General features: G+C 59.7%; 28 protein-coding genes and 1 pseudogene. 16 read left to right on the top strand and 13 right to left on the bottom strand.

Annotation, left to right across the window (positions count from 1 at the left end; all coding sequences use genetic code 11):
- On the top strand, nt 1-205 hold a 205-nt coding region (locus LZG00_20095), incomplete at its 5' end, for a hypothetical protein (GenBank protein ID MCF3596292.1).
- Between the two features lie 252 nt (nt 206-457).
- Here the strand turns inward: LZG00_20095 and LZG00_20100 are convergent.
- Nucleotides 458-916, bottom strand: a complete 459-nt coding sequence (locus LZG00_20100; GenBank protein MCF3596293.1) for a cytochrome c — start codon at nt 914-916, stop codon at nt 458-460.
- A gap of 28 nt (nt 917-944) precedes the next feature.
- Complete coding sequence (locus LZG00_20105) at nt 945-1,505, bottom strand: L,D-transpeptidase (GenBank protein ID MCF3596294.1); 561 nt, start codon at nt 1,503-1,505, stop codon at nt 945-947.
- A gap of 156 nt (nt 1,506-1,661) precedes the next feature.
- Here LZG00_20105 and LZG00_20110 point away from each other — a divergent pair, with 156 nt between their 5' ends.
- Nucleotides 1,662-1,964 (top strand): DUF2933 domain-containing protein, encoded by a 303-nt coding sequence (locus LZG00_20110; GenBank protein ID MCF3596295.1) that lies wholly within the window; start codon nt 1,662-1,664, stop codon nt 1,962-1,964.
- 283 nt (nt 1,965-2,247) lie between these two features.
- Nucleotides 2,248-4,377 (top strand): thioredoxin family protein, encoded by a 2,130-nt coding sequence (locus LZG00_20115; GenBank protein MCF3596296.1) that lies wholly within the window; start codon nt 2,248-2,250, stop codon nt 4,375-4,377.
- 28 nt (nt 4,378-4,405) lie between these two features.
- Here LZG00_20115 and ccmI read toward each other — a convergent pair whose 3' ends face one another.
- The 7 genes from ccmI to LZG00_20150 all read right to left on the bottom strand — a co-directional run bounded on the left by ccmI (nt 4,406) and on the right by LZG00_20150 (nt 11,093).
- The gene (gene ccmI / locus LZG00_20120) at nt 4,406-5,557 is read right to left on the bottom strand and encodes a c-type cytochrome biogenesis protein CcmI (protein MCF3596297.1); all 1,152 of its coding nucleotides are present in this window, start codon (nt 5,555-5,557) and stop codon (nt 4,406-4,408) included.
- Nucleotides 5,554-6,027: a cytochrome c-type biogenesis protein CcmH gene (locus LZG00_20125; protein MCF3596298.1), complete on the bottom strand. Its 474-nt coding sequence runs from the start codon at nt 6,025-6,027 to the stop codon at nt 5,554-5,556. The genes ccmI and LZG00_20125 overlap by 4 nt, the downstream gene beginning before the upstream one ends.
- Complete coding sequence (locus LZG00_20130) at nt 6,024-6,590, bottom strand: DsbE family thiol:disulfide interchange protein (GenBank protein MCF3596299.1); 567 nt, start codon at nt 6,588-6,590, stop codon at nt 6,024-6,026. Before LZG00_20130 ends, LZG00_20125 begins: the two co-directional genes overlap by 4 nt.
- Nucleotides 6,591-6,598: 8 nt before the next feature.
- On the bottom strand, nt 6,599-8,599 hold the full coding sequence (locus LZG00_20135; GenBank protein MCF3596300.1) for a heme lyase CcmF/NrfE family subunit: 2,001 nt from the start codon (nt 8,597-8,599) through the stop codon (nt 6,599-6,601).
- Between the two features lie 64 nt (nt 8,600-8,663).
- Complete coding sequence (locus tag LZG00_20140) at nt 8,664-8,969, bottom strand: SHOCT domain-containing protein (protein ID MCF3596301.1); 306 nt, start codon at nt 8,967-8,969, stop codon at nt 8,664-8,666.
- Nucleotides 8,905-10,371 carry an ATP-binding protein gene (locus tag LZG00_20145; GenBank protein MCF3596302.1) on the bottom strand — a complete coding sequence of 489 codons (1,467 nt, stop codon included), beginning with the start codon at nt 10,369-10,371 and terminating at the stop codon, nt 8,905-8,907. Before LZG00_20145 ends, LZG00_20140 begins: the two co-directional genes overlap by 65 nt.
- A complete protein-coding gene (locus LZG00_20150) occupies nt 10,371-11,093 on the bottom strand; it encodes a response regulator (GenBank protein ID MCF3596303.1) in 723 nt (240 codons plus the stop codon). Before LZG00_20150 ends, LZG00_20145 begins: the two co-directional genes overlap by 1 nt.
- A 188-nt stretch (nt 11,094-11,281) precedes the next feature.
- Between LZG00_20150 and LZG00_20155 the strand changes: the two genes are divergently transcribed.
- The 6 genes from LZG00_20155 to LZG00_20180 all read left to right on the top strand — a co-directional run bounded on the left by LZG00_20155 (nt 11,282) and on the right by LZG00_20180 (nt 15,028).
- Nucleotides 11,282-11,755 (top strand): rhodanese-like domain-containing protein, encoded by a 474-nt coding sequence (locus LZG00_20155; protein ID MCF3596304.1) that lies wholly within the window; start codon nt 11,282-11,284, stop codon nt 11,753-11,755.
- Between the two features lie 40 nt (nt 11,756-11,795).
- Complete coding sequence (locus tag LZG00_20160; GenBank protein ID MCF3596305.1) at nt 11,796-12,281, top strand: metal transporter; 486 nt, start codon at nt 11,796-11,798, stop codon at nt 12,279-12,281.
- Nucleotides 12,282-12,502: 221 nt separating this feature from the next.
- Complete coding sequence (locus tag LZG00_20165) at nt 12,503-12,892, top strand: hypothetical protein (protein MCF3596306.1); 390 nt, start codon at nt 12,503-12,505, stop codon at nt 12,890-12,892.
- 3 nt (nt 12,893-12,895) lie between these two features.
- A complete protein-coding gene (locus LZG00_20170) occupies nt 12,896-13,558 on the top strand; it encodes a VTT domain-containing protein (GenBank protein MCF3596307.1) in 663 nt (220 codons plus the stop codon).
- 1 nt (nt 13,559) lies between these two features.
- Complete coding sequence (locus LZG00_20175) at nt 13,560-14,567, top strand: cation diffusion facilitator family transporter (protein MCF3596308.1); 1,008 nt, start codon at nt 13,560-13,562, stop codon at nt 14,565-14,567.
- Between the two features lie 11 nt (nt 14,568-14,578).
- Nucleotides 14,579-15,028, top strand: coding sequence for a DUF411 domain-containing protein (locus LZG00_20180; protein MCF3596309.1), 450 nt, complete (start codon nt 14,579-14,581; stop codon nt 15,026-15,028).
- Nucleotides 15,029-15,033: 5 nt separating this feature from the next.
- Here LZG00_20180 and LZG00_20185 read toward each other — a convergent pair whose 3' ends face one another.
- The gene (locus tag LZG00_20185; GenBank protein ID MCF3596310.1) at nt 15,034-15,600 is read right to left on the bottom strand and encodes a Crp/Fnr family transcriptional regulator; all 567 of its coding nucleotides are present in this window, start codon (nt 15,598-15,600) and stop codon (nt 15,034-15,036) included.
- Nucleotides 15,601-15,675: 75 nt separating this feature from the next.
- Here LZG00_20185 and LZG00_20190 point away from each other — a divergent pair, with 75 nt between their 5' ends.
- Together LZG00_20190 and petA are read left to right on the top strand one after the other, a co-directional pair.
- Nucleotides 15,676-16,200 (top strand): hypothetical protein, encoded by a 525-nt coding sequence (locus LZG00_20190; GenBank protein MCF3596311.1) that lies wholly within the window; start codon nt 15,676-15,678, stop codon nt 16,198-16,200.
- A 105-nt stretch (nt 16,201-16,305) separates the two neighbouring features.
- A complete protein-coding gene (gene petA / locus LZG00_20195) occupies nt 16,306-16,863 on the top strand; it encodes a ubiquinol-cytochrome c reductase iron-sulfur subunit (protein MCF3596312.1) in 558 nt (185 codons plus the stop codon).
- A 69-nt stretch (nt 16,864-16,932) separates the two neighbouring features.
- Here the strand turns inward: petA and LZG00_20200 are convergent, their stop codons facing one another.
- Nucleotides 16,933-18,000 (bottom strand): hypothetical protein, encoded by a 1,068-nt coding sequence (locus LZG00_20200; protein MCF3596313.1) that lies wholly within the window; start codon nt 17,998-18,000, stop codon nt 16,933-16,935.
- A 226-nt stretch (nt 18,001-18,226) separates the two neighbouring features.
- On the opposite strand from LZG00_20200, the gene LZG00_20205 reads away from it, so the two are divergent.
- Nucleotides 18,227-19,111 carry a recombinase family protein gene (locus tag LZG00_20205; protein ID MCF3596314.1) on the top strand — a complete coding sequence of 295 codons (885 nt, stop codon included), beginning with the start codon at nt 18,227-18,229 and terminating at the stop codon, nt 19,109-19,111.
- Nucleotides 19,112-19,189: 78 nt separating this feature from the next.
- Here LZG00_20205 and LZG00_20210 read toward each other — a convergent pair whose 3' ends face one another.
- Nucleotides 19,190-19,585 (bottom strand): PIN domain-containing protein, encoded by a 396-nt coding sequence (locus LZG00_20210; protein ID MCF3596315.1) that lies wholly within the window; start codon nt 19,583-19,585, stop codon nt 19,190-19,192.
- Nucleotides 19,575-19,802, bottom strand: coding sequence for an AbrB/MazE/SpoVT family DNA-binding domain-containing protein (locus LZG00_20215; protein ID MCF3596316.1), 228 nt, complete (start codon nt 19,800-19,802; stop codon nt 19,575-19,577). Before LZG00_20215 ends, LZG00_20210 begins: the two co-directional genes overlap by 11 nt.
- A 208-nt stretch (nt 19,803-20,010) precedes the next feature.
- Here LZG00_20215 and repA point away from each other — a divergent pair, with 208 nt between their 5' ends.
- The 4 genes and pseudogenes from repA (at nt 20,011) to LZG00_20235 (ending at nt 25,475) form a co-directional block, all read left to right on the top strand.
- Nucleotides 20,011-21,204, top strand: coding sequence for a plasmid partitioning protein RepA (repA, locus tag LZG00_20220; GenBank protein MCF3596317.1), 1,194 nt, complete (start codon nt 20,011-20,013; stop codon nt 21,202-21,204).
- On the top strand, nt 21,188-22,120 hold the full coding sequence (repB, locus tag LZG00_20225) for a plasmid partitioning protein RepB (GenBank protein MCF3596318.1): 933 nt from the start codon (nt 21,188-21,190) through the stop codon (nt 22,118-22,120). The genes repA and repB overlap by 17 nt, the downstream gene beginning before the upstream one ends.
- 213 nt (nt 22,121-22,333) lie before the next feature.
- Complete coding sequence (locus tag LZG00_20230) at nt 22,334-23,545, top strand: replication initiation protein RepC (GenBank protein MCF3596319.1); 1,212 nt, start codon at nt 22,334-22,336, stop codon at nt 23,543-23,545.
- Nucleotides 23,546-23,713: 168 nt separating this feature from the next.
- A pseudogene (locus LZG00_20235) lies at nt 23,714-25,475 on the top strand (ParB N-terminal domain-containing protein).
- The last annotated feature ends 104 nt before the right edge of the window (nt 25,476-25,579 follow it).

The following is a 25,579-nucleotide window of genomic DNA, read 5'->3' on the forward strand; positions in this document are numbered from 1 at the left end:
CGATGCCGGTGGCACCGCTATGCGCGAATGCCGTGACCGCAGTACCTGCAATCAACACTGCCGCTACGATAGTCGTCTTTTTCATGTCTTCGATCCTTCTTTGGGTCTGCTTTTCGAGCGATGTGAAATCAGACCCACCGTCGTGGCGGTGGAGGATCGCTGGCGGAGCGCAACTCGGTTCGTTGGGTCGCGACGTCTTGCATGACTGCCGTCAGAAACTGCGGCTCGTAAACCACGTTTGGCTGGAGAAACACCACCGGCGTGACAGAACAATCGAGTCCCGGATGACAGTGGCCAGAGGCCTCGTTCGTCGATGACCCTACATCTTCGTGAGCGTGAAATTCTTGCGCCAAGGACGCTTCACCATGAAAAGCTGGCGCCTCAGGCACTCCGAGAACCACTAGGAAAAGGCCGAAAACGGCCGACAGAATCCATCGGTTCGTCTTCGACCAACGCATCAGTTGATCCCGTTGGCCCGCTGCAATTCGCGGACATAGGCGGCCACCATCTTGACGTCTCCTTGGGTCAATCCCTCGATCTTAGGCATATTACCGAAATTCCAGTGATGTGCACGGACGCCGTTTTGAGCTGCCAGAACAAAAGCCATGTCCGAATGGTGGCTCGGTTCGTAGATCTTGTGCACGAGAGGCGGCGCAACACCGTTGCGACCGGCGGCATTTTCGCCGTGACACTCGGAACATTTTGCCTCAAATATGTTCTTCCCAAGCGCCGCCTGCTGCGAGAGTGCGTCAGGCAGCTGGACCTGGACGATCGGGCCGCCTTCAGCGATCTCACTTGTGTCGGGTGGCGTCATGGAGTGGCCAACCGCTGTATCTTCCGCTCCAACGAACTGCCAAACGGCAAAACCCCCGCCGATAACAAAAACGGCACCAATCAGCGCAGTCAATTTGTCCATGCCTGTATCTTCCGCCTTGCCCGTTGGGTCAGATGAGTTTGACTTGAGTGCCGACAGGTGCCCGCTCGTAGACTTCCTCGATCTGTGCGTTGAACAGGCCGATGCAGCCGTTTGACGACCGGCGGCCGATCTTGCGCGTATCCTGTGTCCCGTGAATACGGTAGTACTGCCACGACAGGTACAGTGCACGAGTACCCAATGGGTTGTCCGGATCACCCCCCTCGACACGAGCCGGCCATTCCGGATTGCGTTCCCGCATGGAGGGCGTTGGCGCCCAGCTGGGGTTTTTGCGTTTTTCCACCACTTCGGTGTAACCGCGTTTGGTGAGTTCGTCGGTCAGCGGAACGGACGTTGGGTAGATCCGCATTTCGCCATCTGATGTCCAATGCTGGAGCGCCTTCGTCACGGTATCGGAGATGATGATCCCCTTTCCGAGTGCGTCGAAGTGATCTTGCCAGTCATGAACTCGAAAAGAAGAGATGTTGCGGCGAATGGTTTCGGCTCGAACCACGCTTGGTGCAACCAAAGCGACAGCCGCATATCCCAATAGGCTTCGTCGATTAACCTTGTTGTTTCGCAAAATTGTCATGACACACTCCTAGCCTCGGATTTGTTGCATCTCTTTTACGGGAGACCCGGCATCAGGCAACCTGACAAGGCCGCGAGAAGTGTATCCATTTGTATCCTTGACCTTACCCTGCTGGAGGGCCGCAAATGACGCCGGGAACGAGACAATGGGGGTGTCATGGACCACCGGAACCACAGAAAAAAGCCGATCACGGACAGGCTCATGCATTACGGAATGATGGCGTGTTGCGTCGTCATGCTGCTGCCCATTGCGGGATTTTTTCTTGCCGGCGGCACATTGGCGGGCATGTGGGGCAATGCAGCGGCTTTTGCCCCGCTCCTGCTGTGCGTGGGGGCGCATCTCGTGATGCACAAATTCATGGGAAAATCGTGCCATTCCGACAAGGCAAAGGATACTATCGAGGAAACGACCGAGCCCATAACCTCCGCGATTCCAGTCGTGGTCCGCGACAGGCCGTGATGTGCGCGGGAAGGTACGCGTAGGCGCGTTGCTGTTGTCGGGTTTCATGCTTGGGGGATGTGCCGGAAGTCTTGAAGACTGCTCGGATCGCGGCGCTATCGTGTCCACGAAGCAAGCGTCAGACCTTCTGCCGGATGGGTGTCGAACCCTTTCATCTTCTGCGACTGGCGTTGCGCGAATTGTCTGTGCGGACGGTCGTCAGGGTTTTGCCACAGGTGGACTTTGACGCAATTTCCGCCGTCCTGGCGAAATCTGCGGAAAATATGGGAAGGAAGCAGGTATCTTGATCGATTGCCTTTTGATCCTGCGACGGGTTTTGCTTATTCCCTTCGTGCTCTTGGCCCTTGTCTCTGGAAGTGTCTCGGCAGCAACCTCTGCTGAATACCAAAGTGCGCCACTTACCGCGTATCTCATCAGTGTACAGGACGGCGTTCCCGAGAACACACGGACTCTGTCAGCCGGGCTTCATCTTCAACTGAACGAAAACTGGAAGACCTATTGGCGGTCGGCGGGCGAGGTGGGAATACCGCCTTCGGTCGAATGGAGCGGTTCCGAAAACGTCGCAGATGTCGAATTCATGTGGCCCGCCCCAACGCGCTTCACCGCCTTCGGCATCGAAAATTTTGGTTATGCGGGTGACGTCGTCTTTCCGCTGCGCATAACGCTCAAAGATCCCGGCGCACCTGTGACTCTTTCCGCGCAGGTCAAACTGCTGGTGTGCTCCAATGTCTGTGTCCCGGAAGAGTTTGACCTGTCACTTCGCCTCGGACGGGGCAACGTCATCGACAGCACTTCGGCTGGGCTGATCGGTACGTTTTCCGAGCGCGTCCCCGAAGGGGCCAAGACGAGCGGCGTCAGCGAGGCAAATGCCTTCATCGACGAAGACCTCACGGAGTTGATCGTCAGCCTTCGCGTCGATGAACCACTCCAGTCGCCGGATGTGTTTCCCGAACTGGGTATGGGTGTTGCGCTTGGCAAACCCGATATCCGTTTGGGAGAAGAGGATCGTTTGCTTTGGGCGCGCTTGCCGATCCTCTCGTCGAATACGGATGTGACAGTGGCTCCGTCGATTACCGTCACCGACGGCGAGAACCGGGCGTTTACCGTGATTGCGGATCGCGTGGCGCAAGGCATCGCGCCGCCTTTCGAACTGGCCGCCACGACACCGGACATGATGGAACTGCTTTGGATTGCCGCGATCGCGCTGCTGGGTGGATTGATCCTGAATGTGATGCCCTGCGTGCTGCCGGTGCTGTCCATCAAGGTGTCGTCTGTGCTCAAACACACCGATCACGACACAACCCGTGTCCGGTTCGGTTTCGTCGCTGCCAGCGCCGGCATCATGACGTTCATGTGGGGTCTGGCGCTCGTCCTCTGGGCGCTCCAGACGGCAGGCCTCAGCGTCGGGTGGGGTTTGCAGTTTCAAAGCCCGCTGTTTCTTGCGGCGATGATCGCTGTCCTGCTCGTCTTTTCGGCAAATCTGTTCGCAGCGTTCGAGTTCGCCCTTCCACACGGCATGCAGACGCGGCTTGCAGGGGCCGGAGGACGCAACGGGTATTCCGCCGACTTTTTCACTGGCATGTTCGGTGCCGTCATGGCGACGCCTTGTTCGGCACCGTTCCTCGGCACCGCGGTGGCCTTTGCTTTGGCCGGGCGTGGCGTGGACATCCTCATCGTCTTTACGAGCCTCGGGCTCGGCCTCGCCCTGCCCTATCTCGTCATCGCCGCGTTCCCGCGTCTGGTCGCATTCATGCCCAAGCCTGGTCGATGGATGCTGATCATCAAAAGCGTCATGGGGGTTTTGTTGCTTGCAACCGCCGTGTGGCTGTTCTGGGTGCTCGACGGTGTCGCCGGGCTTGCGTCTGTCATCGCGGTCGCGGCGTTGTCCGGTCTCGCCGTTCTGATCTTGTCCCTCCCGAATGTGCAGTCCCAATTCAGGTGGTCTATTGCCACAGCCAGCCTTGTCCTGGCTCTTGCCGCAGGTCCTGTCCTGCAGCAATCAGCGCCGGCCCGTTCAGAGTCGCAATCGGCATTGGCTTGGATCGCATTTGATCGTTCGGACATAGCGAAACGCGTGTCCGCAGGAGAGGTCGTCTTTGTCGATGTGACCGCTGACTGGTGCCTGACGTGCAAAGCGAACAAGACACTTGTCATCGACCGTGATCCGGTCCGCAGTGCGCTGGACACGCCGGGCGTCACGCCGATGCAGGCAGATTGGACACGCCCGGACGCGCGCATTTCCCGTTACCTTGAGAGTTTCGGCAGATATGGCATCCCCTTCAATGCCGTCTATGGACCGTCGGCACCAAACGGCATTGTGCTGTCCGAATTGCTGACGACCGAGGACGTGATGAACGCCTTGGCGCAAGCCAGGGGTCGGGATATTTCCGCAAAGGTTGCCGGACAGGAGTGACCTGCCCGGGCGGGACACCGACCAGTAGTCAGCCGCCGAGCCGCTCAAGCGCGGCACGGACCGCCGCACGCCGAGGATCACTGGCAGGCTGCTGTTCCAACAGCGCTTCAGCCTTACGGTAGGCGGCGATGGCGCGATCGGGCTCCTGAAGGACGGTATAGGCGTTTGCCAGCCGCATCCAACCATCCAGATCGTCCGGATCATCCTCAAGACGCTCGGCCAGCCGCGAGACCATCGACCGGATGAACTCCGCGCGGTCCGCGTCATTCATCTCCGACGCCGCCGCAACATCTGCCGCACTCGGGCCGGGTTGTGATGTCGGCCCGCTGGGTAGATCGACGACCGGGAGGTCAGCTGCCGCTGCAATCCGGTTGATCTGCAAAACGTATGTTTCCATCCAGGGCACGAACGTCTTTTCCTGGTTCAGCCGGGAAACGAGCAGATCGTAGGCCTTACGCGTCTCTTCTTTTTGAAGATGGTAGAGAGACTCGAAATAGGTTGCCGCAGGATTGGATGGGTCAAGTTCCAAAGCGCGATCAATGGCCAATTTTGCCCGTGGAATAACAACGCCATCATTGGCAACCGCGACAGCCTCCGCCAGCATGGAGAATGTCGCGGAGGTGGCATCCTCCCGTTTGGCGACAACTTCGAATGCTTCGACAGCATCAACTGTTCTGCCCATGCGCTGATAGGTCTGGCCCAACAGCATCCACCCTTCGCTGGGGCCGCCGGTCGGATCGGATACAAGCCTTTCGCGAAGTTGTATTGCCAGCGCCGTCACTTCATCAGTCTGTGCGCGCTCCTCTGCACGGGCAGCGAAGGCCATTGAAGGCACCTCCGGCGATCCCATTGTCAGATAGTAGCCCGCGGCAATAACCGGCGCGAGGACCGCCGCGACAACAAGAGTGCCTCTGCCACCACTACGGGACGATCCGGCTTTTGCTTCCAAATTGCGGGTCGTCGCGAGGATCCGTTTCTTGATCTCGAGTCTGGCTGCTTGAGCTTCTTGTTCAGAAATCAAACCGCGGTCCATGTCTCGTTCGATTTCCTGCATCTGATCGGCGAGGATGGCCGGTACCGCATCTCCTCTGGTGAGAGTGTTCGATTTGGACAGCAGCAGCGGGTAGAGGACTATTCCGATCGCGACCAGCGTCAGAAGACCGAAAATACCCCAGATCATGACGCATCCCCCGCTTCGTTTTGTCTGAGAATTTCGGACACGGTGTTCTCATCCTCCGAGCCCAAGTCTTCAAATGCCTCTTGCTTTCGCCGACTCATCAGTAGCCCGCCACCAACGAAAACCCCGATCAGAACGAAAGCGATCGGAGCGAACCAAAGCGCGTAGGTCGCAGGCTCCAGAGGCGGTTTCAGCAGCACGTAATCCCCGTACCGCGCCCGTATGTATTCGATCACCTCGGTGTCACTGTCTCCGGCGACCAAGCGCTCGCGTACGAGCAGACGCAAGTCCCGCGCCACACCCGCGTTCGAACTGTCGATGTCCTGATTTTGACAGACGACACATCGCAGATCCTTGGAAATCTCCCGCGCACGCTGTTCCAATACCGGGGCGGTCAGCATTTCGTCCGGTTCCACCGCATTGGCGGCAATGGGAAGGAGCCCGATGCAAAACGCGAAAATCAACTGTCTCATGATGCTGCTCCATTTGGCAGTGCGCCTGCCTGCTTCAGGGCTTGCGTGAACCGTTCGACGGCGTCCGGACCCACGACCGGCCCGACATAGCGAAACAAAACGGTGCCATCGCTATCGACGATGAAGGTTTCCGGCACGCCCGACAGGCCCCATTCGATCCCGGTCCGGCCCGACAGGTCGGACCCGATCCGCTCGTAGGGATTGCCGAGGTCATTGAGCCACTTCACGGCATCCTCAGGTTTGTCTTTGTAGTTTATTCCGAACAACCGCATGCCGTCTCGTTCGACAAATCTTGTCAACACGGCATGTTCCGCGCGGCAGGGCACGCACCAGGACGCAAAGACATTGACCACGACCGGTCGTTCGTTGCCGACAAGATCGCTTCGGGCCAGGCCGGGTGTCTCCAACCCCGGCACGGGATCGAGGTCGAACGCCGGGGCCGGTTGCGAGATCAGGACGGAAGGGATCTCGTTGGGATCCCGGTCGGGATTGAGCCCCCAGAGAAAAAACCCCCCGAATATGACCGCCGCAATAAACGGCAGCCCGGCAATGAGACGTTTCATCTTCTCTCCTACTCGGCAGGAACGGCATCGGTGGCTGGCTGTTTGGCACGGCGCGGCGCCCCGACCCTCAAACGGCGATCCGACAAGGACAAACAGCCACCGATCACCAGCAGGATCGAGCCGATCCAGATCAGGTTGACGAGCGGTTCATAGAGGATCCGAAGGGTCCATGCTCCGGCGTTGTTCACTTGATCGGAGGCTGGCGTTGCAATCGACGTATAGAGATCACCCGCCAATGTGGAGCGGATGGCCGACTCCGTCGTCTGGCTTTCCGCGACCGGGTAATACCGCCGTTCCGGGAAAAGTGTCGTGACCAATTCGCCATCCCGACGCACCACAAGGGTGCCGCGATCCGCGATGTAGTTCGGCCCTTGAACCTTTGCGGCCCCTTCGAAGGTGATGTCGAACCCGGCGATCGTGACTTCGGTCCCGGGGGCGGCAAAGACGATCTCCTCACTCTTCCATCCGGTCGAGCCGATCATCCCCATCATCAACACAGCGACGCCGGCATGGGCAAGCGTCATACCGTGAGAGGCGCGTGGCAGGTTGCGCACGCGTCTCGCGCTCTCTGCAAGGGAAACCTCGAACAGACGGATGCGTAGCGCCCATTCCCGCAGGGTCGCAAAAAGCAGCCACGCTGCGCCGAGGATGGCAAGATAGGCCATGATCGGCCCGCCATACAGAAGATACCACGCGGCCAAGGCGGCGACGACCGCCAGCACGGCCACGAACCGAATGCGATCGAGCAAACCGGCGAAATCAGCCCGCTTCCACGACAGGAATGGACCAAGACCCATGAACACGACCAGCGCCAGCATCATCGGAATGAAGGCCGCGTTGAAGAAAGGTGGACCCACCGAGATCTTGTCCCCCGTGACAGCCTCGAGGATCAGCGGATAAAGCGTCCCGAACAGGACCGTTCCCGTAGCGGCGGCCAGAATGAGGTTGTTCACGAGCAGCCCGGCTTCGCGGCTGATCGGGCGAAACAGACCGCCCGGCTCCATTTCGGGTGCCCGCCAGGCGTAGAGCGCCAGCGACCCACCGATGGACACGGCCAGCAGACCCAGAATGTAAAGCCCGCGCTCCGGATCGACGGCGAACGCGTGTACCGATGTAAGCAGGCCTGACCGGACAATGAACGTCCCGAGAAGTGAAAGCGAGAAAGTCAGGATGGCAAGCAGGATAGTCCAGCTTTTGAACGCATCGCGCTTTTCCGTGACGATGGCCGAATGCAACAGCGCTGTGCCCAGAAGCCAAGGCATGAAGCTTACATTCTCGACCGGATCCCAGAACCACCAGCCGCCCCAGCCCAGTTCATAATAGGCCCACCAAGACCCGAGGGCGATACCCGCCGTCAGGCTGATCCAGGCGGCCAATGTCCATGGCCGGACCCATCTGGCCCAGGCCGGATCGACGCGACCCTCTATAAGAGCCGCAACGGCGAAGGAAAACACGATGGAGAAGCCGACATACCCGAAATACAAGAGCGGCGGGTGCATGGCGAGACCCATGTCCTGAAGCAACGGGTTCAGGTCATTGCCGTCGAGCGGCGGCGGAAACACCCGCTCGAAGGGGTTCGACGTCAGCAGCAGGAAGGACAGGAAGCCGACACTGATCCACGCCTGCACCGACAGGGTGCGCGCCTTGGTCTCGGCGGGGATGTTCGATCCGAACCAGGCGACGCCCGCGCCGAACACCGCGAGTATCAGGATCCAGAGCAGCAGCGAACCCTCATGGCTGCCCCAGGTCCCGGCCACCTTGTAGAGCATCGGCTTGAGCGAATGGGAATTCTCGACGACGTTCCTGACGGTGAAGTCGCTGACGATGAAGGCCTGCATCAGCGCTGCGAAGGCTATGGCCACAAACAGCACTTGTCCTATTGCCGTCGCCTGGGCGGATTTCATCCAGACGGCGTTTCCACGCGACGCACCTGCAATCGGCAGAACGCTTTGAACAAGCGCAAGCGCAAGCGCGAGGGCCAGTGCAAAGTGACCAATTTCCGGGACCATGGCGTTCTTTCCGATCTAAAGTTAGTGACGTCGCGTGGGACGGTGTTCAAATTCGTGATGTGGACTACTCGTCCAGTGTTGCTTTCAGGCGACGAAACTCTTCTTCGTCGATTTCCCCATTCGCAAAGCGACGCCTCAGCGTTTCCCGCGCGTCCGATTCCGGCGGGGGAGTGCCATTGTCCCGCAGCCTGAGCACCAGAAACACGATCAATGCGATCACGGCGCCCCAGAAGGCGAGCATCATGAAGCCGCCCATAAAGCCATAGCCACTGCCCCACATGTGCCCCGTCCAGGAGCCTGGTCCATCAGCCTGCGCCATGCTGGCGGGCAAGCTGGCCAGCAACGTTGGAATGAGCGTTTTCAGTTTCATCTGTTTCTCCTTCGATTAGTTCGCTTTCATCCAGTGGGATGGTGACAACAGCGCGCAAACCCGCGCTGTTCTGGTTGACCAGCTGGATATCGCCGCCATGGGATTGGACGATTGTCCTCGCGATCGAGAGCCCAAGCCCATAACCGCCCGTTTCCAGAGACCTCGATTGCTCGAGGCGATAGAAGGGATCGAAGACCTTTTCCAACTGGTCGACGGGAATGCCGGGCCCATTGTCATCGATGTTGAGTACGAGGTTCGAACCGTGGGTCGCCCAGCTGACTTTTGCGGCACCACCGTAGCGAACGGCGTTCTCAAGCAAGTTCCTCAGTGCCCTTCGGAACGCGTTGGGTCGAAGCCGCACGGCAACATCATCACTCGGGGCAAAGGTGCAGTGTGCCGCCATATCGCTGCACAAGCTGTCCAGAAAATTGCGCAGATCGACCACTTCGGCACCCTCGGATCCGGTAAGGCCGCGTGCAAAGGTGAGCGTCGCTTCGACCATACTCTGCATCTCTTCGACCGATGCGATGAGGCTGTCCCGCGTCTCTTCTTCGTCAACCAGCTCCGCGCGGACACGCATGGCGGTCAACGGCGAGCGCAGATCGTGACCAAGGGCTGCGAGCATCCGTGTCCTATCACTGACAAACCGGGTCAGCCGTCGCTGCATGCGGTTGAAGGCGACGGTCAGATCCCTGACCTCGGTCGGCCCTGTGACCGCCAATTCGCCCACATCTTCGCCCCGGCCAAGATGGTCCGCGGCCTTGGAGAGGTGCCGCAAAGGACGCGTCAGGCGCGTCATGACAAACCAGAAGATCGCCACCAGAAGCAGTCCGGCGGAAATTCCAAAGGTCAGCATCGAATAGAAAGGCCATTGGATTGGCGGACGCTCGAACCGCGTTCCGACATTCAGCCAACGCGCCCCCTTGATCGCGATCGACAGGTTCATTTCAACCGCTGTCAACTCTCCGCGCATCATCGCTAGATGCATTTCCGTCATCTCGTCCGAGAGATTGGGAAGAGGCCGCAACTCGCCCTCGATCTCGTGCAATTCAACGCGAATGTCCCGGCTGTAGCTGTCGTCCATCAGGGCGCGTATTCGCGCTTCCACGATGCCGCCGTCCGAGTGACCGGTGTGATCCACGATCGGAGCGTCCGACAGATCGAACCGGATCAGAGGCGAATTTGCCGCGCGAAGGATCGAGTCCTGCAGATCCAACGGAGCCTCCTCGATCAACCGCGCGACATTTGCTGCGCGACCCGCGGCCTCGAACCCCAATGCGGCACGAATCGCAAGGCTGCGCTCGTCAGCGAACAGGAACAGGCTGATCGCCTGGGCCACGACAAGTGCCGCGACCACAAGCAGGATCAACTGGCCGCTCAGAGACCTCATCGCACGGCGCATCACGGCGCATCCTCGACATCGGCAGCCAGACAGTATCCGCCGTTCCGCACCGTTTTGATGACACTGGGCCTAAGTACATCCGGCTCGATTTTGCGGCGGAGGCGGCTGATCTGATTGTCGATGGTGCGATCCATCGGGCCTGCCGTCCGACCAGCGGTCAGGTCAAGCAACTGGTCACGGCTGAGCACCATCCTCGCACGTTCCAGCAGGACCGCCAGCAATTTGAACTCGGAGGTCGTCAATGGCGTCTCGGTGGTGGACTGGTCAATCAGCACCTGCCGGTCGGTATCCAGTATCCAATGCGCAAAAGAGACTTTCCTCCCCGCGAGCCTTCCGGCCACGGGTTCGTCACGGTTGCTTCGCCGAAGAACCGACTTGATGCGGGCGAGCAGTTCTCGTGGATTGAACGGCTTGGCGAGATAATCGTCCGCACCGATTTCCAGCCCCACGATCCGATCCGTTTCCTCACCAAGCGCCGTCAGCATGATGATCGGAAGATCACCCTCTGGCGCAAGTCTGCGGCAAACCGACAAACCGTCCTCGCCCGGCATCATGACATCGAGCACGAGGAGGTCGAAGTGACCGGTGGCCAGTTTGGCATCCATCTCCACGGCATCCCTGGCGACGGTCGTGCGCATTCCGTTCTTCTCCAGAAAGCGCGCGACGCTTTCGCGTATCTGAGCGTGGTCGTCCACGATAAGGATATGAGGTTGCGGTCCCATGGCGTCCTTCCTAGATCATCGTTGCATCGTGTTTCATGGGCAGAATTGTAGCCGTTTGTATCAGGTCAGTCCCTTGCTACAGATGGATACAAATCTGTGCCTGCACCGTGTCGTGCTCCCGGGTAGCGTCGCGCGTATGTTATGTGACCTTTGGGATCGCAACCGATCAAAGGATGAGGTTTTCGAATATGGCTCTTGATTTGAACCGGCGCCGTTTCGTTCTGGGTGCTCATATGACGGTGCTGACCGTCACGGCGTCACCGCTTTTGGCGCAGAGCCGATCTGTCTGGTCGGCAGAGAATGCCTTTGACGCGCTTCTATCGGATACGGCGCGGATCATCGATGTCAGAACGCACGAAGAGTGGCAAGAAACCGGCGTAGGTGCTGGTGTATGGCCGATAAGCATGCACGCGTCCGGTTTTCCGGACCGCTTGTTCAGGGCGAAGGAACTGAGCGGTGATCGCACTGTTGGACTGATCTGCGCCACTGGCGGACGCTCCGCATCGCTGCTTCGAGCGTTAAGACAAGCTGGTTACTCGGGCTACGCCGATATCTCGGAAGGGATGTTGGGATCAGGCGAAGGGCCTGGCTGGATCGCATTGAACTTGCCGACCGTTCCGGTGGATGTCGCCCTGAACGGGTTGCCCCCCGCGTTGACCTGACCTGTGAAGAATCAATCGGTTCCGTTGTGCTAAAAGCCTGATGTATGGTCAAATTGACCTGTTTGAACAGGTAGACGGGTTTGGGTGTATGACCGAGTTGATGGCCATGTTTGTCGGAATATGCGCGGCGATCCTGATGGGAATTGTCCATCATTATGCGTTGTCGGGCATTCTGAAGTTTTCCCCGCAGCGGTCGGATGGCTCCGGCTTTCGGATCATCCTGACGTTTTCCGCGTTGCTGTTGCTGCACGTATTGGAACTTGTGACGCTCGCCGTGTTCAACACGATGGTGGTGGCAAGCGTTCTGCCGCAATCGTTCAGCAACAGCCCGCCGATGTTTCAGGATGTTCTCTATGTTACGGGCATCTCGTTCTCGACCCTTGGCTATTCGTCCATAGAGGTGGTCGGGCCCTTTCGACTGTTGCTGATGCTGCAATCGCTTTTGGGCTTCATGTTGCTGACCTGGTCAGCGACGTTTCTTTACTCAGCCTGCCAGCAAGTCTGGCAGAAGGCGAAAGATGACTGAAAATCGCCACGCGCGTCGGACATGAGCTTGGCGTCAGCGTCAAATACGTCCTGATATCGGTCCTTTGACCTCACCGTGGAACGGTTGAGTGAGCGCTGCGTTGCGCGCGTGGATGAATAGCCCTTGACCTTCCAGTTGCTGGAATCCCTAGGTACAAAGCCATGGCACAGATTTTCGAAAAGACAGGCGATAACGTATCGCACCATCGACACGGGGATATCTTGAAATCTCCCGTATGGGTTGGTGTGTTGTTTGTCTTGCTCACAATGCCGGCTCACCTGTTTTTGGATGAAAAGAGCTCGATAGCTCTTGCTTCGATCACGCTTGCTTTGTTTGGCGGTGCCTATATCGGCTTTGGCGCTGCGGACGGCAGAGCGCGCATGTTCTGGGCAGAGCTCGCGGTCGCCCTTTTGTTCGGCTCAGCAGCGTTCCTGGGGCTGATATGGCATTGGGCCTTCCTCCCCTTGGGCTTGGCCCTGCACGCCCTTTGGGACATGTCACACCACAATTCCTATCGTCTCGCCCAGATCCCGAACTGGTATATTCCGTTCTGCGTGGCCTTTGACCTTTTGGCAGCGGCGTTCTTCGTTCTGCTCTATGCCGTGTTTTGAACCATGATGATGCGCATTCTTCTTATTGCGGTGATCCTGGTAGCAATCATCGCATTGGCCTTCCCCGACGTCCTTGGCGTTGATATTCGCCTGCCGGATCGGGCGGAAATCGACCGCTGGATCGAGGCGGCAGGTCTTGCCGGACCAATCGTCATCGTGGCGCTCATGACAATCGCTATTGTGGCAAGCCCCCTGCCCTCGGCGCCGATCGCACTCGCCGCCGGAGCGGCTTATGGACACACGTACGGGACGATCTTCGTCGTTCTTGGCGCGGAACTCGGCGCGCTTGCGGCCTTTGGACTGGCCCGCGGCCTGGGTCGTCCTTTCGTTGAGCGTCATCTCGGTCAGAAGATTAACGCGGGCCTGTTCGGATCGCAGAACACTCTGACCTTCTTGGTCTTCGGCAGTCGCCTGCTGCCGTTCCTGTCCTTCGATATGATCAGTTACGCCGCAGGTCTGAGCAAACTGCATCTTTGGAGGTTCGCGCTGGCCACGATGGCCGGGATTATTCCAGCGAGTTTTTTGCTCGCTCACATGGGCAGCCAGGCGATGAACGGAGATGCCCGCACTGCCACATGGACCGCGCTTGCGCTCGGTGGCTTTACCGGCTTGTCGGTTCTCTTCGCCGCGACGCGAAAGACCGGTACACAACGGGAGGAGAGCTGATATGGCCAGTCATTCGCACGCCGGGCACATGCCGAGTTCTGGCAAGGCGCTGGTCATCTCCGCCTGGCTCACCGGTATGTACTTCGTGATTGAACTGGCCGTGGGCCTCTGGACTGGCTCGATTGCCGTCCTGTCGGATGCGTTTCACACCCTGTCGGCAGTTGGCGGCGTTCTGGTGGCCATCATCGCGCAGCGCATTGCGCGCCGCCCGGCGGATTCGGCGCGGAGTTTCGGTTGGTACCGCGCCGAGATCATCGGGGCACTGGTGAATGGCGGCTTTCTTCTCGGCATGGCGCTTCTGGTGATCTGGATGGGCGCGATGCGGCTCGGGAATCCGATTCACCTGGCCACGGGTCCCATGCTCTGGGTCGCCTTCGGAGGCCTGGTCACAGAAGTGATCTCGCTGGGGCTGATGTGGCAATCGAGCAAGGACGATCTGAATGCCCGTGGTGCGCTCTGGCACATCATCCAGACCTTTGTCGGCAGCCTCCTGATCATCGTCACCGCTCTCGTGATCGAGTTCACTGGGTTTCTGGCGATTGACCCGATCCTCGGCATGGCGTTCGGGGTGGTTCTCCTCTGGGCCTCCGTCGGCGTCATCAAGGAAGCGGTCCACATCCTCATGGAAGGCACGCCAGAGGGAACGGATCTCGAGGCTGTGACGGCGGACCTGCGCGGCCAGGACGGGGTTCTGGACGTTCACCACGTGCATGCCTGGACGCTGACCAGCGGCAAACACGCATTTTCTGCCCATATCCGTCATGGTGAGCCCGCAGAGGCCGCGGGCCTGCTGAACCGGGCCTATCGTCGACTGACGGAACACTATGGGTTTCACTTGGTCACGCTGCAGCTCGAAACCGCGTGTCTCGACGAGCGCCACGCGCGGGATCTCGATGTGACGCTCCCGGACAGCCAACGCGTGTCGCCCGCCGCCGCCGACGCCCATGCCGCCCATGCAGACCCGCTCGACAGCGCGGCGCAGGACGCTAGACTCCCTGACAACTCCTAGAGGACCTCCGAATGAAACGACGCACATTTTTGATGACAGGCGCAGCAGCCACCCTGGCATTTCCCGTTGTCGCTGACACGGCACCCCTTCTGAAGGTGCTCAAAACCCCCACCTGTGGATGCTGCTCCGCCTGGGTCGATCATGTCCGGCAAGCGGGGTTCGCGGTCGAGGCCCAGGACGTCGATCAGGATCAACTTTGGGCGTTCAAAGACCGGCTGCAAATCGCACCAGAGCTTGCTGGATGCCACACAGCGGTCGTGGGCGACTATTTCATCGAGGGCCACGTGCCTGCCGCTGACATTATGCGGCTGCTGGCAGAGCAACCGATGGCGCGCGGGTTGACGGTTCCCGGCATGCCGATGAGTTCGCCCGGCATGGGCGGTCCCGGGGCAGGTGACACTTTTGATACCCTGCTTGTCGGCTCCGACGGGGTGACCTCGGTCTTCGCGAGCCACAGCTGATCGGGTCACGGGCGCAGGTGATAAATCCCGCGGCACGGGTTTGTGACCCGCCCGTCCTGCACGAGCTTTCGCAGCGCCCTGTAGGTCGCCTCATGGCTCAGCTGTAACCGGGCGGCGAACTCAACGACGGAGCCGTCGAGCAGGCCCGCGACCAACCCCGCCATGACCCGGTCCTCTGCGCGCCGAATGCCGACAATCTCGAGCATCTGTCGCTGCGCCTGTATCTGTTGAGCGGCCTGACGGCCATAAGCGCGGGCAAATGCCGGGTCGGCAAAGGCGGCCATGACGGCAGCCTTGTCGATCCGGATCAGCACCCCGGCCTCAACACAGACCGCATCGCAATGATAGACCTCTGAAAACACCGAAGCTTCGGCAAAGCTTGTACCGGCTTGGGCACGGTGAATGATGAACCGCTCGCCATTTGGGCCGACCCGCTCGAGATGCACGCGCCCGGTTTGCACGACATAGAGACCGTGGGTCGGGTCACCTTGATGAAACACCACATCGCCAATCGCGCCGGAAATTGGGCGCAGGGCTGAGCTCGGGATAAGATCATAGGGGTTTGGCAGCATATGATTGAAATCATATTGCGATGCATCCGCCCCTGCTAGCGTAAAGATGACACCACCCCATTAAAGGACCCGTCCATGCGTCTCATTCTCCTCCTCCTTGCCATAGTGATGGCCGCACCCGTGGCCGCGCAGCACACCCATTCCGCGACTGGGCAAGATAGGGGTGGACCACAGGAAACCGGGCAAGCGGCCTTTGCCGCCCTGGCGGAAATCGTTGCGATCCTGCAGGCCGATCCCGAGACGGATTGGGAGCGGGTCGATATCGACGGATTGCGCCGCCATCTGGTCGATATGGACCTTCTGACCCAGGAGGCCGTGATCGCCCGCACGCTGCGGCCGGAAGGGGCCCGGTTCGAGATTCGGGGCACCCCACGTGTTCTCGAGGCCATCCGCGCCATGGTGTCCGCCCATGCGCCCTTTCTCGCGGCTGAAACCGGCTGGGATGTTGTGACAGAGGACTTAGAAGATGGCGTGGCGCTCAATGTCGATGGCGATGCCGCGCAGATTCAGGGACTTGGCTTTTTTGGCCTGATGACCATCGGGGCGCATCACCAGGAGCATCACCTCATGATGGCAAAAGGCGCAGCCCCGCACCATTAATGCGCCGACACGACGTGTTTTCTGGCCGTAGTGAGGCGCGCTGACAAAACGTTACATCTTGCCTGTTGACCTTCCCGCGCGGGAGACATGGACACATGCCCCATGATGGAAGCGTCAGAAGATACCGAACGCAGGGATTTCCTGTATTACGCAACGGCTGGAGCGGGGGTCGTGGCCACAGGGGCCACGCTCTGGCCTCTGGTGAACCAGATGAACCCCTCGGCAGATGTCCGCGCCTTGGCACAAATCATCGTCGACATCTCCGATCTTGCGCCCGGAACGCAATTGACCGTCAACTGGCGCGGAAAACCTGTCTTTATCCGTCATCGAACGGAGGCAGAAATGGCTCAGGCTCGGGCACAGGCGGTCTCTGACCTGCCTGACAGCTCGGCGCGCAACCCAAATCTGCCCGACGATGCGCTGGCAAGCGATGAGAACCGGGCCATTGCGGGTCACGAGGCATATCTGGTCATGATCGGTGTCTGTACCCATCTGGGCTGTGTCCCTCTGGGGGATGGGGCGGGGGATTTCGGGGGTTGGTTCTGCCCCTGTCACGGTTCCCATTATGACGCGGCTGGGCGCATTCGCAAAGGCCCGGCACCTGAGAACCTGCATATTCCGGACTTGTCGCTCTCGGAGGAGATGGTGCTGACTTTGGGGTGATGCAATAAAGGATAATCTGTAATCAGAGCGCTCGAAACTGGAACAGATTTCGACTGGCCGCTGGTCGGCCTAAATCGCAATACTCCACATCCGAAACCGTCCCTGCCCCGTCACTTCACGGATTAGACCCTTCGCTTCCATCCAGGCGAGATTGCGTTGAGCGGTGGCGCGGCTAGCACCGATCCACATTTCGGCCATCGGGGCGGAAACGAGGGGCCATTCGGTCAGCAGGGCGCTCAGGACCGGCGGTGTCTTGCCTGAGAGCGTTGACATCTCTGCTTTGGCCTTCGCTGACCATGATTGGATATCGTCGAGGCGCCGCATCGCCATGTGGATAGCTGTCTGCATCCCCTCGAGCCATTGTTTAAGGCGCTCTGCCGATGGCCCACTCGCGCGCAGGCCCCCTGCCCCGCCCATTGCCAACGGTGCGAAAATTGCCCCGTTTCCCTCGCTAGCCGCGATGCGCGCGGCCGTGACCGCTGCTTCCACCCGATCGCCCTGCTGCCCAAGGCCCGCAAGACTCCAGAGATGAAACCCCATGCAGGCGCGGGTGATCGGATGAAGATCGGCGGCCTGTTTCATCAAATCCAGCCAACCGCTCGCGCGATCGTCGAAGCGCTCGGCATTTTCATCGATGTTTTCAGGATCGCGGCGGTCGAGGAAGGCTGCGATATCGACTATCGGGTCAGGACCGCCTGTCAGTCGCCGAACGGCCCATCCAATTCGCGCCAAGGCATTTGGGTCATCTTGTGCGCCTGACAGGCGCATAGAAATCCATAGCGCCAGACGATCCGGGCCTACGCGATCTCCTGCAAACCAGCTCAGGTCTGCCGCCTCGATCAGTGCCAACCTATGCAGCCAGCCTTTGGGCGCGCGAGCCAATCGGTCATCGAGCGCACCCAAGCGCCCGGCCACCCTTGCCAGAAGCGCAGCCTGATCCGCTTCGGCCCTTGCCCAGTCATCAATGAGGCCCTTTTCCGGCTGTCCCGCCCGAGGTCCGGGAGGCCGGTAATCCGGTTCCTCTTCGATCGGGCCCGGCAGATACCAGAGAACTTCTTCCGAAGCATCCTCATTCCCCTCTCCGATGTCGAGGGGTTCGTCGAAATCTTCAGGAATAATAGTCGATTGTGGCATCATATGTGCAAAATACAGATTATTTGCACATTACCCAAGCTGTTTTGTGACCGTCGACAATGCTCTTTACACATTACGTGCGCGCGACTGCCGACGGAACCTTTCAGATCGCGATCAATGCAAGGAAACTAGGGGATTGTGCATCGGCACAATGAGAAAACACTTGCTTGCATTCGTTTGTAAACGGTCGTTTATTGCCGCTATATGAAACTGCAAAAAGACTGTTTTGATGCCATTGATAGGCTATGCGCGCGTATCCACAGAGGATCAAACCCCCCTGCCCCAGTCGCAGGCCCTGAAATCTGCGGGTTGCGCCGAAATCTATGAAGAGCACGCCTCAGGCGGCAATCGCGCGCGGCCGGTGCTTGGGCGTGTGCTCGAACGCATCCAGAGTGGCGATACGCTGGTCGTCGTGAGGATCGACCGGCTTGCGCGGTCTCTGTCGCATCTGCTGGAAGTGATCGAGCGGCTGGAGGCTAGGGGTGCGTTCTTTCGCTCGATCCAGGACCCGATCGACACTGGATCCCCGCAGGGCAAGTTCACGCTGCAGGTCTTGGGCGCTGCGGCCGAGTTCGAGCGCGCCCTGATCCGGGAGCGCACCAAGGCCGGCCTCGCCAGTGCGCGCACAAAGGGCCGCGTGGGCGGAAACCCTGGACTGCGGGCCAAAGACCCTGCCGCTCTTCGCAAGGTGCGGCTAGCGCGACAGGACGGCTACATGGAGCGTCTGAACGAAACGGCACAAGATTGGGTGCCCCATGTGCGCCGGTTGCGCCCTGACTTGGCCTGGGAAGACGTGGTGCGCATCATCAACGGCCCCTTGCCCGAGGCGCGTCGCTGGACCCAAAGCCGTCTCTTGCGCGCCGTGAAGGCCTATGTCCGCGACGGCTTCCTGCCCGAGACAGTTTTGGCCCGCGCCGGCCGCCGCGAAACCGACGACCGCCTGCCCGCCATCGTCGCCGCCATCAAGGGCGCGGATCCCGGCATTACGCTCCAGGCGATCTGTGAACGGCTGGAATCAATGCGCGAACGCACACCACGTGGCCGAACGAGATGGCAGCCGTCGTCAGTCAAGATGCTGTTGGAGCGGGCGGAGAGGCTGGGGCTGCTTGAGTAGCCTAACAACCTTGCAAATCCTCCACTATAGGGAAGGATTACAAGGTTGTGGTCAGTTTCAGGCACAGAAGCCGTTCGCTCATGCAAAGGGGTTGACGATGCGAAGCTGGCCTTCCACCAGCAGGCCATCTTGCATGTCCTCGCTCCACAGCGTGGTACACCCCGCAACCAAAGCGCTGGCCACGATCATCGCGTCGTAGATCGAGAAGCCGTAGCGTTCCGCCAAAGCGCGGCCGACGTCATGGGTCTGCACGGTGAGATCTTCGACGGGACACAAGGCGCGCACGCCTTCGAGAAAGGCCGCTGCTTCCTCCCAACCGAGGCCAGCTTTGCGGCGGCAGTTCACCAGTGACTCGTTTAGAACCTGAACGCTGATCCGGGGCCCCTGCCCCAGGATGACCTCGGCGCGATCGGCCTTTGGGCCGTCGTCGAGCAGGTAAAGAACGACATTCGTGTCCGCGAACTCAACGCTCATGTGCGTCGTCGCGGCTCAGACGTTCTGCTGCGGACAACTTGCCCCGGAAGCGGCGCAGGCCGGTAAGTACCTCATCCGCACGAGCAAGGCGACGGACTCTGACCCGACCGTCGTCCTTGACCAGGTCGATCTGATCACCCTCCTTGAGACCAAGCTCTCGGACGAGCTCCGCGGGCAAACGGACGGCCAGCGAGTTACCCCATTTTGCGACCTGCATCGTGACCTCCCATGCGGATATACGTCTTGTAATGTATATCCGAAAGGTTCCTAAGACAAGCCTGCCGCAAACCCTAGCTACTCTTGTGCATGACGCAGCGACTGACACCAAATCTAGAAAGAGCTTGCACGAATCTGATAGCTCGGGCAATAGTCTCGATAAATAACGCGCGATCACATAAAAAACGCGCCCACGAATCGAGGCAGAGATGAGCGAAGCTGAGCAGGACCTGGACATTGCCATCGGGCACTACGCAGAGCTTCTTGCGTCCAATCTTCATGCGCAACGTGCTGCCCACTTCCCTCCCGACGCCAAAAAAGTCATGCGCAGCCTGACCAGCGGCGAGGCGGCCGAGTTGCTTGGCGTCGATCATACCTACCTTCGCAAGCTTCATCGAGAAGGAAAGATCGCTGACGTCGAAACCACTGCGGGCAGCCACCGGCGATATACCCTCGATGATATCTGGGAGATTCGCCACGCTCTTGAGGCAAACGCGAAGAAGCCTGGAACCTACGTTCCGGGGCGTCGTGCCGGTGACGAGCTTCAGATTGTTTCTGTTGTGAACTTCAAAGGCGGGTCCGGGAAAACGACAACATCCGCTCACCTTGCACAGCGCTTGGCTCTCAAGGGATATCGTGTCCTTGCGATCGATCTGGACCCCCAGGCATCCCTTTCCGCGCTGCATGGCATCCAGCCTGAGCTGGACCTGATGGAGGGTGGCACGCTGTATGATGCGGTTCGCTACGATGAACCGGTCCCGATCTCGGACGTGATCCGCAAGACCTACATCCGTGGTCTTGACCTGATTCCCGGGAACCTCGAGCTCATGGAATTCGAACATGAGACACCGGCAGCCATTCAGCGTGGCGGCGCCCGCGCATTCTTTGCCCGTGTGCGCGACGCGCTCGACAGTGTCGAAGCGGACTATGACGTCGTCGTCATCGACTGTCCGCCGCAGCTTGGTTTTTTAACCATGTCCGCCCTTTCAGCATCTTCAGGGGTGCTTGTTACCGTTCACCCCCAAATGCTCGATCTGATGTCCATGTCGCAGTTTTTGCGCATGACCGCTGATCTGCTTGGCGTCATCCGGGATGCTGGCGCAAACCTTCGCTTCGACTGGCTGCGCTTTCTGCCGACCCGCTACAAGGTGGGTGATGCCCCGCAGACCGAGGTTATTGCTTTCATCCGGGGTCTGTTCGGCAGGTCAGTCCTGACCAACCACATGGTTGAGTCTACTGCGATCTCTGATGCAGGGCTGACGAAGCAGACGCTCTACGAGGCCGACAAGAAGGACTTCACGCGTCAGACTTTCGATCGTGCAATCGAATCCATGAACGCCGTCAACGACGAGATCGCGGCGATCATCCAGAACACGTGGGGACGCAATGGCAAGAAAGCCTAAACTGGGACTGCCACTGCAGACCCTGCGCAACGCGCCCGACGCTCTTGAAGGGCGCAGGCTGCGCGGCGGCGTTTTCGAAATCGAGCCTGACCAAATCGAAACCACAGGTCGGCTCGATGACAGGCTGCAGATTGAGACTGCGGGCCTCAAGGCGTCAATTTCCAAGAACGGACAGCGAGTACCAATCCTCGTCCGGCCGCTTGATGGTGATCGCTACAGCCTGATCTATGGCCGTCGTCGACTGGAAGCTTGCAGAGAACTTGGGATCAAGGTCCGCGCCATTGTCACAGAGATGGAGGGCGATCAGGCACTTCGTGATCAGCTGTTAGAGAACCAGGAGCGGCGGGATCTAAGCTTCATCGAACGAGCGCTTGTTGCCGCAGCCTTGCTCGACGGTGACCATCTGAGCGCATCCGAACGCACTAACAAGGGTGTCGCCGAGGTTCTCAATCTGACCGAGGCAGGAGTGTCGCAGCTGTTAAGCGTGGTCCGCACCGTTGGGGAGGAGTTGGTCCTCGCCATCGGTGCCGCTCCGGGCATTGGTCGGCCCAGGTGGGAAGAGCTCAAGAAGTTGCTGGGGGCTACGGATGCCGATCGCGAACTGCTTGCAGCTTTGGCGGGTGAGGCCAAGACATCCTACCAAGGCGGTATTGACGAGAAATCCGATCATGCATTTTTGGCCGTCCTCTCTGCTGCAGGGAAGCCCGAACAGACCACATCCTCGTCTCGCCCTCGCGGGCGGCCCGGCACGGTGATTCCGGGGGTCGGTGCCGCCACTGTCACGATCGGACGTCGTGGAAAGCAACTCAAGCTCGAGTTGAAGGCCGAGGAGAGCGATTTTGTCAGCTGGCTTGAGGGCAACGCCCCGCAGCTGATCACCGAGCTTCACGAGCGCTGGAAGCGTTCGGAAGACTGAGGAAGAGCAACAATCAAAAAGGAGGCACGAGACAGGCAGAAAAGAAAAAGGCCCCGAGAAGCAAGCTTCACGAGACCTTTCTTAGGTTTCGCACGGGACCAGCCCGCTACAAAACTTCAGTTTTCGCACCTCTGAATGTAGCGATCTGGCCCCTTTCCCGCAAGCGCAAAGCGATTCGCGGGCCAGGGAAATTTTGCCTTCGTGAATGACATCATGGATTACACACCGATTTCGCCGTTTATGCGGCCGATCTCGCACGCCCATCTGCGCGTGGTCGAGCGTCCTGAGGCGTCTGTTCCCGGCAAGCCCGTCAACAAGTGGGAGCTCCTCCGTGAGCTGTCCAAGGCACAGGCCGCCTTCGGGGTTTCCGAGCGCGATCTGACCGTTCTTCAGGGACTTCTCAGCTTTTTTCCGGACGATGCGCTTGGCGGGAACACCGAAATGGTCGTCTTCCCATCCAACAAGGCGATCTGCGAGCGGCTGAACGGCATGCCTTGCTCGACGATGCGCCGTCACCTCGCCCGGTTGGTAGAGGCACGCTTGCTCATGCGGCGCGATAGCCCCAATGGGAAGCGGTATGTGCGCAAGCGTGGCGAAGATCGGGTGGCCTTCGGCTTTGATCTCTCCCCGCTCTATTGCCGGGCCGAGGAAATTGCACGGGCTGCAGAGGCTGTGCGTGAGGCCGAGGACCGTGTGCGGCGACTGAGGGAGGTAGTGAGCCTTATGCGTCGCGACTTGGCCGCTCTGGCGGAGTTCGGCGAGGAGATCCAGCCCGGGCTTGGCCTATGGGACCAGCTCCGCGACAAGGCAGCCCTCACCGCCCGCGCTCTTCGCCGCAAACTCTCGCTTGAGGATCTGTCGGCATTTCGGACTGAACTGGAGACCCTTCTTGACCAGGCGCGTAATGTGATTGACGGTCCTGAAACAGAAGAAATGAACACCAATGATGCCCAATGTGAGCGTCACCATCATAATTCAAATAAAGAATCTATAGATCTTGAACCTGCCTTAGAAAAAGGCGGGGCGGCGGGACGCGCGCCTGATGATGATACGGGTGAGCCCGTGGCTGACCTTGAAGAGTCTGACACGAGGCGGGTGCCGAAAATCCCACTCCACCTGGTAATCGCCGGCTGTCCCTCGCTCAAGACTTTCTATCAGGGCGACATTCGACACTGGCACCAACTTTTCGACGCGGCTTGTCATGTAAGGCCGGCCATGGGGATCAGTGTTTCCGCGTGGGAAGAAGCGCAACGCTGCATGGGACCAGAGCAAGCCTCGATCGTCGTCGTGGCCATGCTGGAACGATTCTCTGACATCAGATCACCGGGTGGATACTTGCGGGCGCTGACGTCCAAGGCCGCGGCGGGCGAATTCTCTTGCGGTCCGATGGTCATGGCTTTGATCGGTCGGCGAAGTGCGGCTTAACAGCTGTTAAGTTTCAACGCCGCGGTGCTCAGTTGGCATGACTTAACAGCTGTTAAGTCGCCTCTTGGCAACCATACGATCATCGAGAGGGAAAGGAGTGTTGGTTTGAGGGTGACGGGAAATGAGATCGGGAGAGTGGCTTCCGGCGCCCGTCGTGGAGAAGATCTGATGACGAAAGCTGTCCGGAAAATCACCCTGTCCCCTTCGCGGGATATCCCTTTTGACAAGCTGGTCCTGAGCCAGTCCAACGTGCGGCGCATCAAGGCTGGCGTGTCTGTCGAGGAACTGGCCGAAGACATCGCCCGCCGCGGTCTGTTGCAGAGCCTGAGCGTGCGGCCCGTCTTGGCTGACGACGGCACCGAGACCGGCAAGTTCGAGATCCCGGTCGGTGGCCGTCGGTTCCAAGCATTGTCCCTGCTGGTGAAGCAGAAGTGTTTGGCAAAGACCCCGCCCATTCCTTGCATCGTGCGCGATGCTGCGTCCGACATCCTGGCCGAGGATGATTCCCTTGCAGAAAGCATGCATCGCGTCGCCCTGCACCCGCTCGACCAATTCCGCGCGTTTGTGGCGCTGAGGGACAAGGGCCAGAGCGATGCAGAGATTGCCGCCGCCTTCTTCGTGACGCCGCAGATCGTGAAGCAGCGCTTGAAACTCGCTTCCGTCGCCTCTGCCCTGCTTGAGGTCTATGCCGAGGATGGCATGACGCTGGAGCAGCTCATGGCCTTCACCGTGAACCCCGATCATGCGCGTCAGGTTCAGGTCTGGGATGTGATCCATTCATCCTGGAACAAGGAGCCATTCCAGATCCGGCGCATGCTGACCGAGACCTCGGTCCGGGCGTCTGACCGGCGCGCGGTCTTTGTGGGTGTTGAGGCCTACGAAGCGGCGGGCGGCACGATGTTGCATGACCTCTTTCAGGGCGATGACGGTGGCTGGCTCGAGGACCCTGCCCTGCTCGATCGGCTGGTGACGGAAAAACTCCAGGCCAAGGCTGAGACGGTTGCCGTTGAGGGCTGGAAGTGGATCGAGGTCGCGCTTGACCTGCCCTACGGCTACAGCCACGGCCTGCGGTCCCTGTCAGGTGATCCGGCACCGATGACGGATGACGAAGGCGCGGCCCATGCCAAGCTGCTCGCCGAATACCGGGCGCTGGAAGAGGAATACGCGGGTCAGGATGAAATCCCCGACGGGATCGACACGCGGCTTGGCGTGTTGGAAACGGAGATGGAAAAGATCGAGACCCGGCCGTTGATCTTCGACGCGGAGGAGATCGGGCGGGCAGGGGCGTTCGTCACGCTCGACCGCTACGGCGCGCTGGCCGTCTATCGCGGCTATGTGCGTCCAGAGGATGAGCCGGTTGACGTGACAGCGGTCCAGGATGGTGCTGATCCTGCGGTGGCGGGGCAGGGGGATGATCGTGATCTCACCGATGGCTATGACAGTGCCGCTCATGCCGGAACCGTCATCATGTCGGGAGGCCAGCCGATTGGCGGCGATCTGCCGGAGGATGAGGATGACGGAGCGCTGAAGCCACTGCCCGAGCGGCTCGTAATCGAGTTGACGGCACACCGGACGCTGGCGCTGCGTGAAGCGATCGGGCGCTCGCCCGACGTGGCGTTGATTCTGCTGCTGCTGAAGATTGTGACGGACACCTTCCGCACTTCCTCTGCTTCGGGAAGCTGTCTCGAAGCCTCAGTGCGTCACATCTACATGCCGGCGCAGGCGAGCGATCTGAAGGACAGCGTGGTGGCAAAGCTGGTCGACGAGCGTCATGCGCCGGAACGATCTCGTGGCGCTTGACGATGAGGACCATGCCGAAGGGCAGGGGGCGGATGCCGAAGCGGCTGACAGCGTCAGTGAAGCTGACCTTCCTGCATTTCTGACGGATGACCTGCCTGCTGAAGGCGCGTCGATGCTGGCCTCGGAATAACGTGATCCAGCGGGGGGCGGAGATTCCGCCCCCAATCACCCTATAGTGTAATAATATCAATGGGATGAGCGCGATTACTCGCATTCAGAATGAAGAATCATGTC

This window comes from Rhodobacteraceae bacterium LMO-JJ12, assembly GCA_021555075.1.
GTDB lineage: Bacteria > Pseudomonadota > Alphaproteobacteria > Rhodobacterales > Rhodobacteraceae > JAKGBX01.

Coding starts and splice junctions, on each gene's coding strand:
- LZG00_20210 (MCF3596315.1), bottom strand. CDS start 19,585: ATGAGCGTTGAGTTCGCGGACACGAATGTCGTTCTTTACCTGCTCGAC.
- LZG00_20205 (MCF3596314.1), top strand. CDS start 18,227: ATGCCATTGATAGGCTATGCGCGCGTATCCACAGAGGATCAAACCCCC.
- LZG00_20110 (MCF3596295.1), top strand. CDS start 1,662: ATGGACCACCGGAACCACAGAAAAAAGCCGATCACGGACAGGCTCATG.
- LZG00_20180 (MCF3596309.1), top strand. CDS start 14,579: ATGAAACGACGCACATTTTTGATGACAGGCGCAGCAGCCACCCTGGCA.
- LZG00_20145 (MCF3596302.1), bottom strand. CDS start 10,371: ATGCGCCGTGCGATGAGGTCTCTGAGCGGCCAGTTGATCCTGCTTGTG.
- LZG00_20230 (MCF3596319.1), top strand. CDS start 22,334: ATGGATTACACACCGATTTCGCCGTTTATGCGGCCGATCTCGCACGCC.
- LZG00_20105 (MCF3596294.1), bottom strand. CDS start 1,505: ATGACAATTTTGCGAAACAACAAGGTTAATCGACGAAGCCTATTGGGA.
- LZG00_20150 (MCF3596303.1), bottom strand. CDS start 11,093: ATGGGACCGCAACCTCATATCCTTATCGTGGACGACCACGCTCAGATA.
- LZG00_20140 (MCF3596301.1), bottom strand. CDS start 8,969: ATGAAACTGAAAACGCTCATTCCAACGTTGCTGGCCAGCTTGCCCGCC.
- repB (MCF3596318.1), top strand. CDS start 21,188: ATGGCAAGAAAGCCTAAACTGGGACTGCCACTGCAGACCCTGCGCAAC.
- LZG00_20155 (MCF3596304.1), top strand. CDS start 11,282: ATGGCTCTTGATTTGAACCGGCGCCGTTTCGTTCTGGGTGCTCATATG.
- LZG00_20200 (MCF3596313.1), bottom strand. CDS start 18,000: ATGATGCCACAATCGACTATTATTCCTGAAGATTTCGACGAACCCCTC.
- LZG00_20175 (MCF3596308.1), top strand. CDS start 13,560: ATGGCCAGTCATTCGCACGCCGGGCACATGCCGAGTTCTGGCAAGGCG.
- ccmI (MCF3596297.1), bottom strand. CDS start 5,557: ATGATCTGGGGTATTTTCGGTCTTCTGACGCTGGTCGCGATCGGAATA.
- repA (MCF3596317.1), top strand. CDS start 20,011: ATGAGCGAAGCTGAGCAGGACCTGGACATTGCCATCGGGCACTACGCA.
- LZG00_20185 (MCF3596310.1), bottom strand. CDS start 15,600: ATGCTGCCAAACCCCTATGATCTTATCCCGAGCTCAGCCCTGCGCCCA.
- LZG00_20170 (MCF3596307.1), top strand. CDS start 12,896: ATGATGATGCGCATTCTTCTTATTGCGGTGATCCTGGTAGCAATCATC.
- LZG00_20215 (MCF3596316.1), bottom strand. CDS start 19,802: ATGCAGGTCGCAAAATGGGGTAACTCGCTGGCCGTCCGTTTGCCCGCG.
- LZG00_20135 (MCF3596300.1), bottom strand. CDS start 8,599: ATGGTCCCGGAAATTGGTCACTTTGCACTGGCCCTCGCGCTTGCGCTT.
- LZG00_20160 (MCF3596305.1), top strand. CDS start 11,796: ATGTATGGTCAAATTGACCTGTTTGAACAGGTAGACGGGTTTGGGTGT.
- LZG00_20130 (MCF3596299.1), bottom strand. CDS start 6,590: ATGAAACGTCTCATTGCCGGGCTGCCGTTTATTGCGGCGGTCATATTC.
- petA (MCF3596312.1), top strand. CDS start 16,306: ATGGAAGCGTCAGAAGATACCGAACGCAGGGATTTCCTGTATTACGCA.
- LZG00_20125 (MCF3596298.1), bottom strand. CDS start 6,027: ATGAGACAGTTGATTTTCGCGTTTTGCATCGGGCTCCTTCCCATTGCC.
- LZG00_20190 (MCF3596311.1), top strand. CDS start 15,676: ATGCGTCTCATTCTCCTCCTCCTTGCCATAGTGATGGCCGCACCCGTG.
- LZG00_20100 (MCF3596293.1), bottom strand. CDS start 916: ATGGACAAATTGACTGCGCTGATTGGTGCCGTTTTTGTTATCGGCGGG.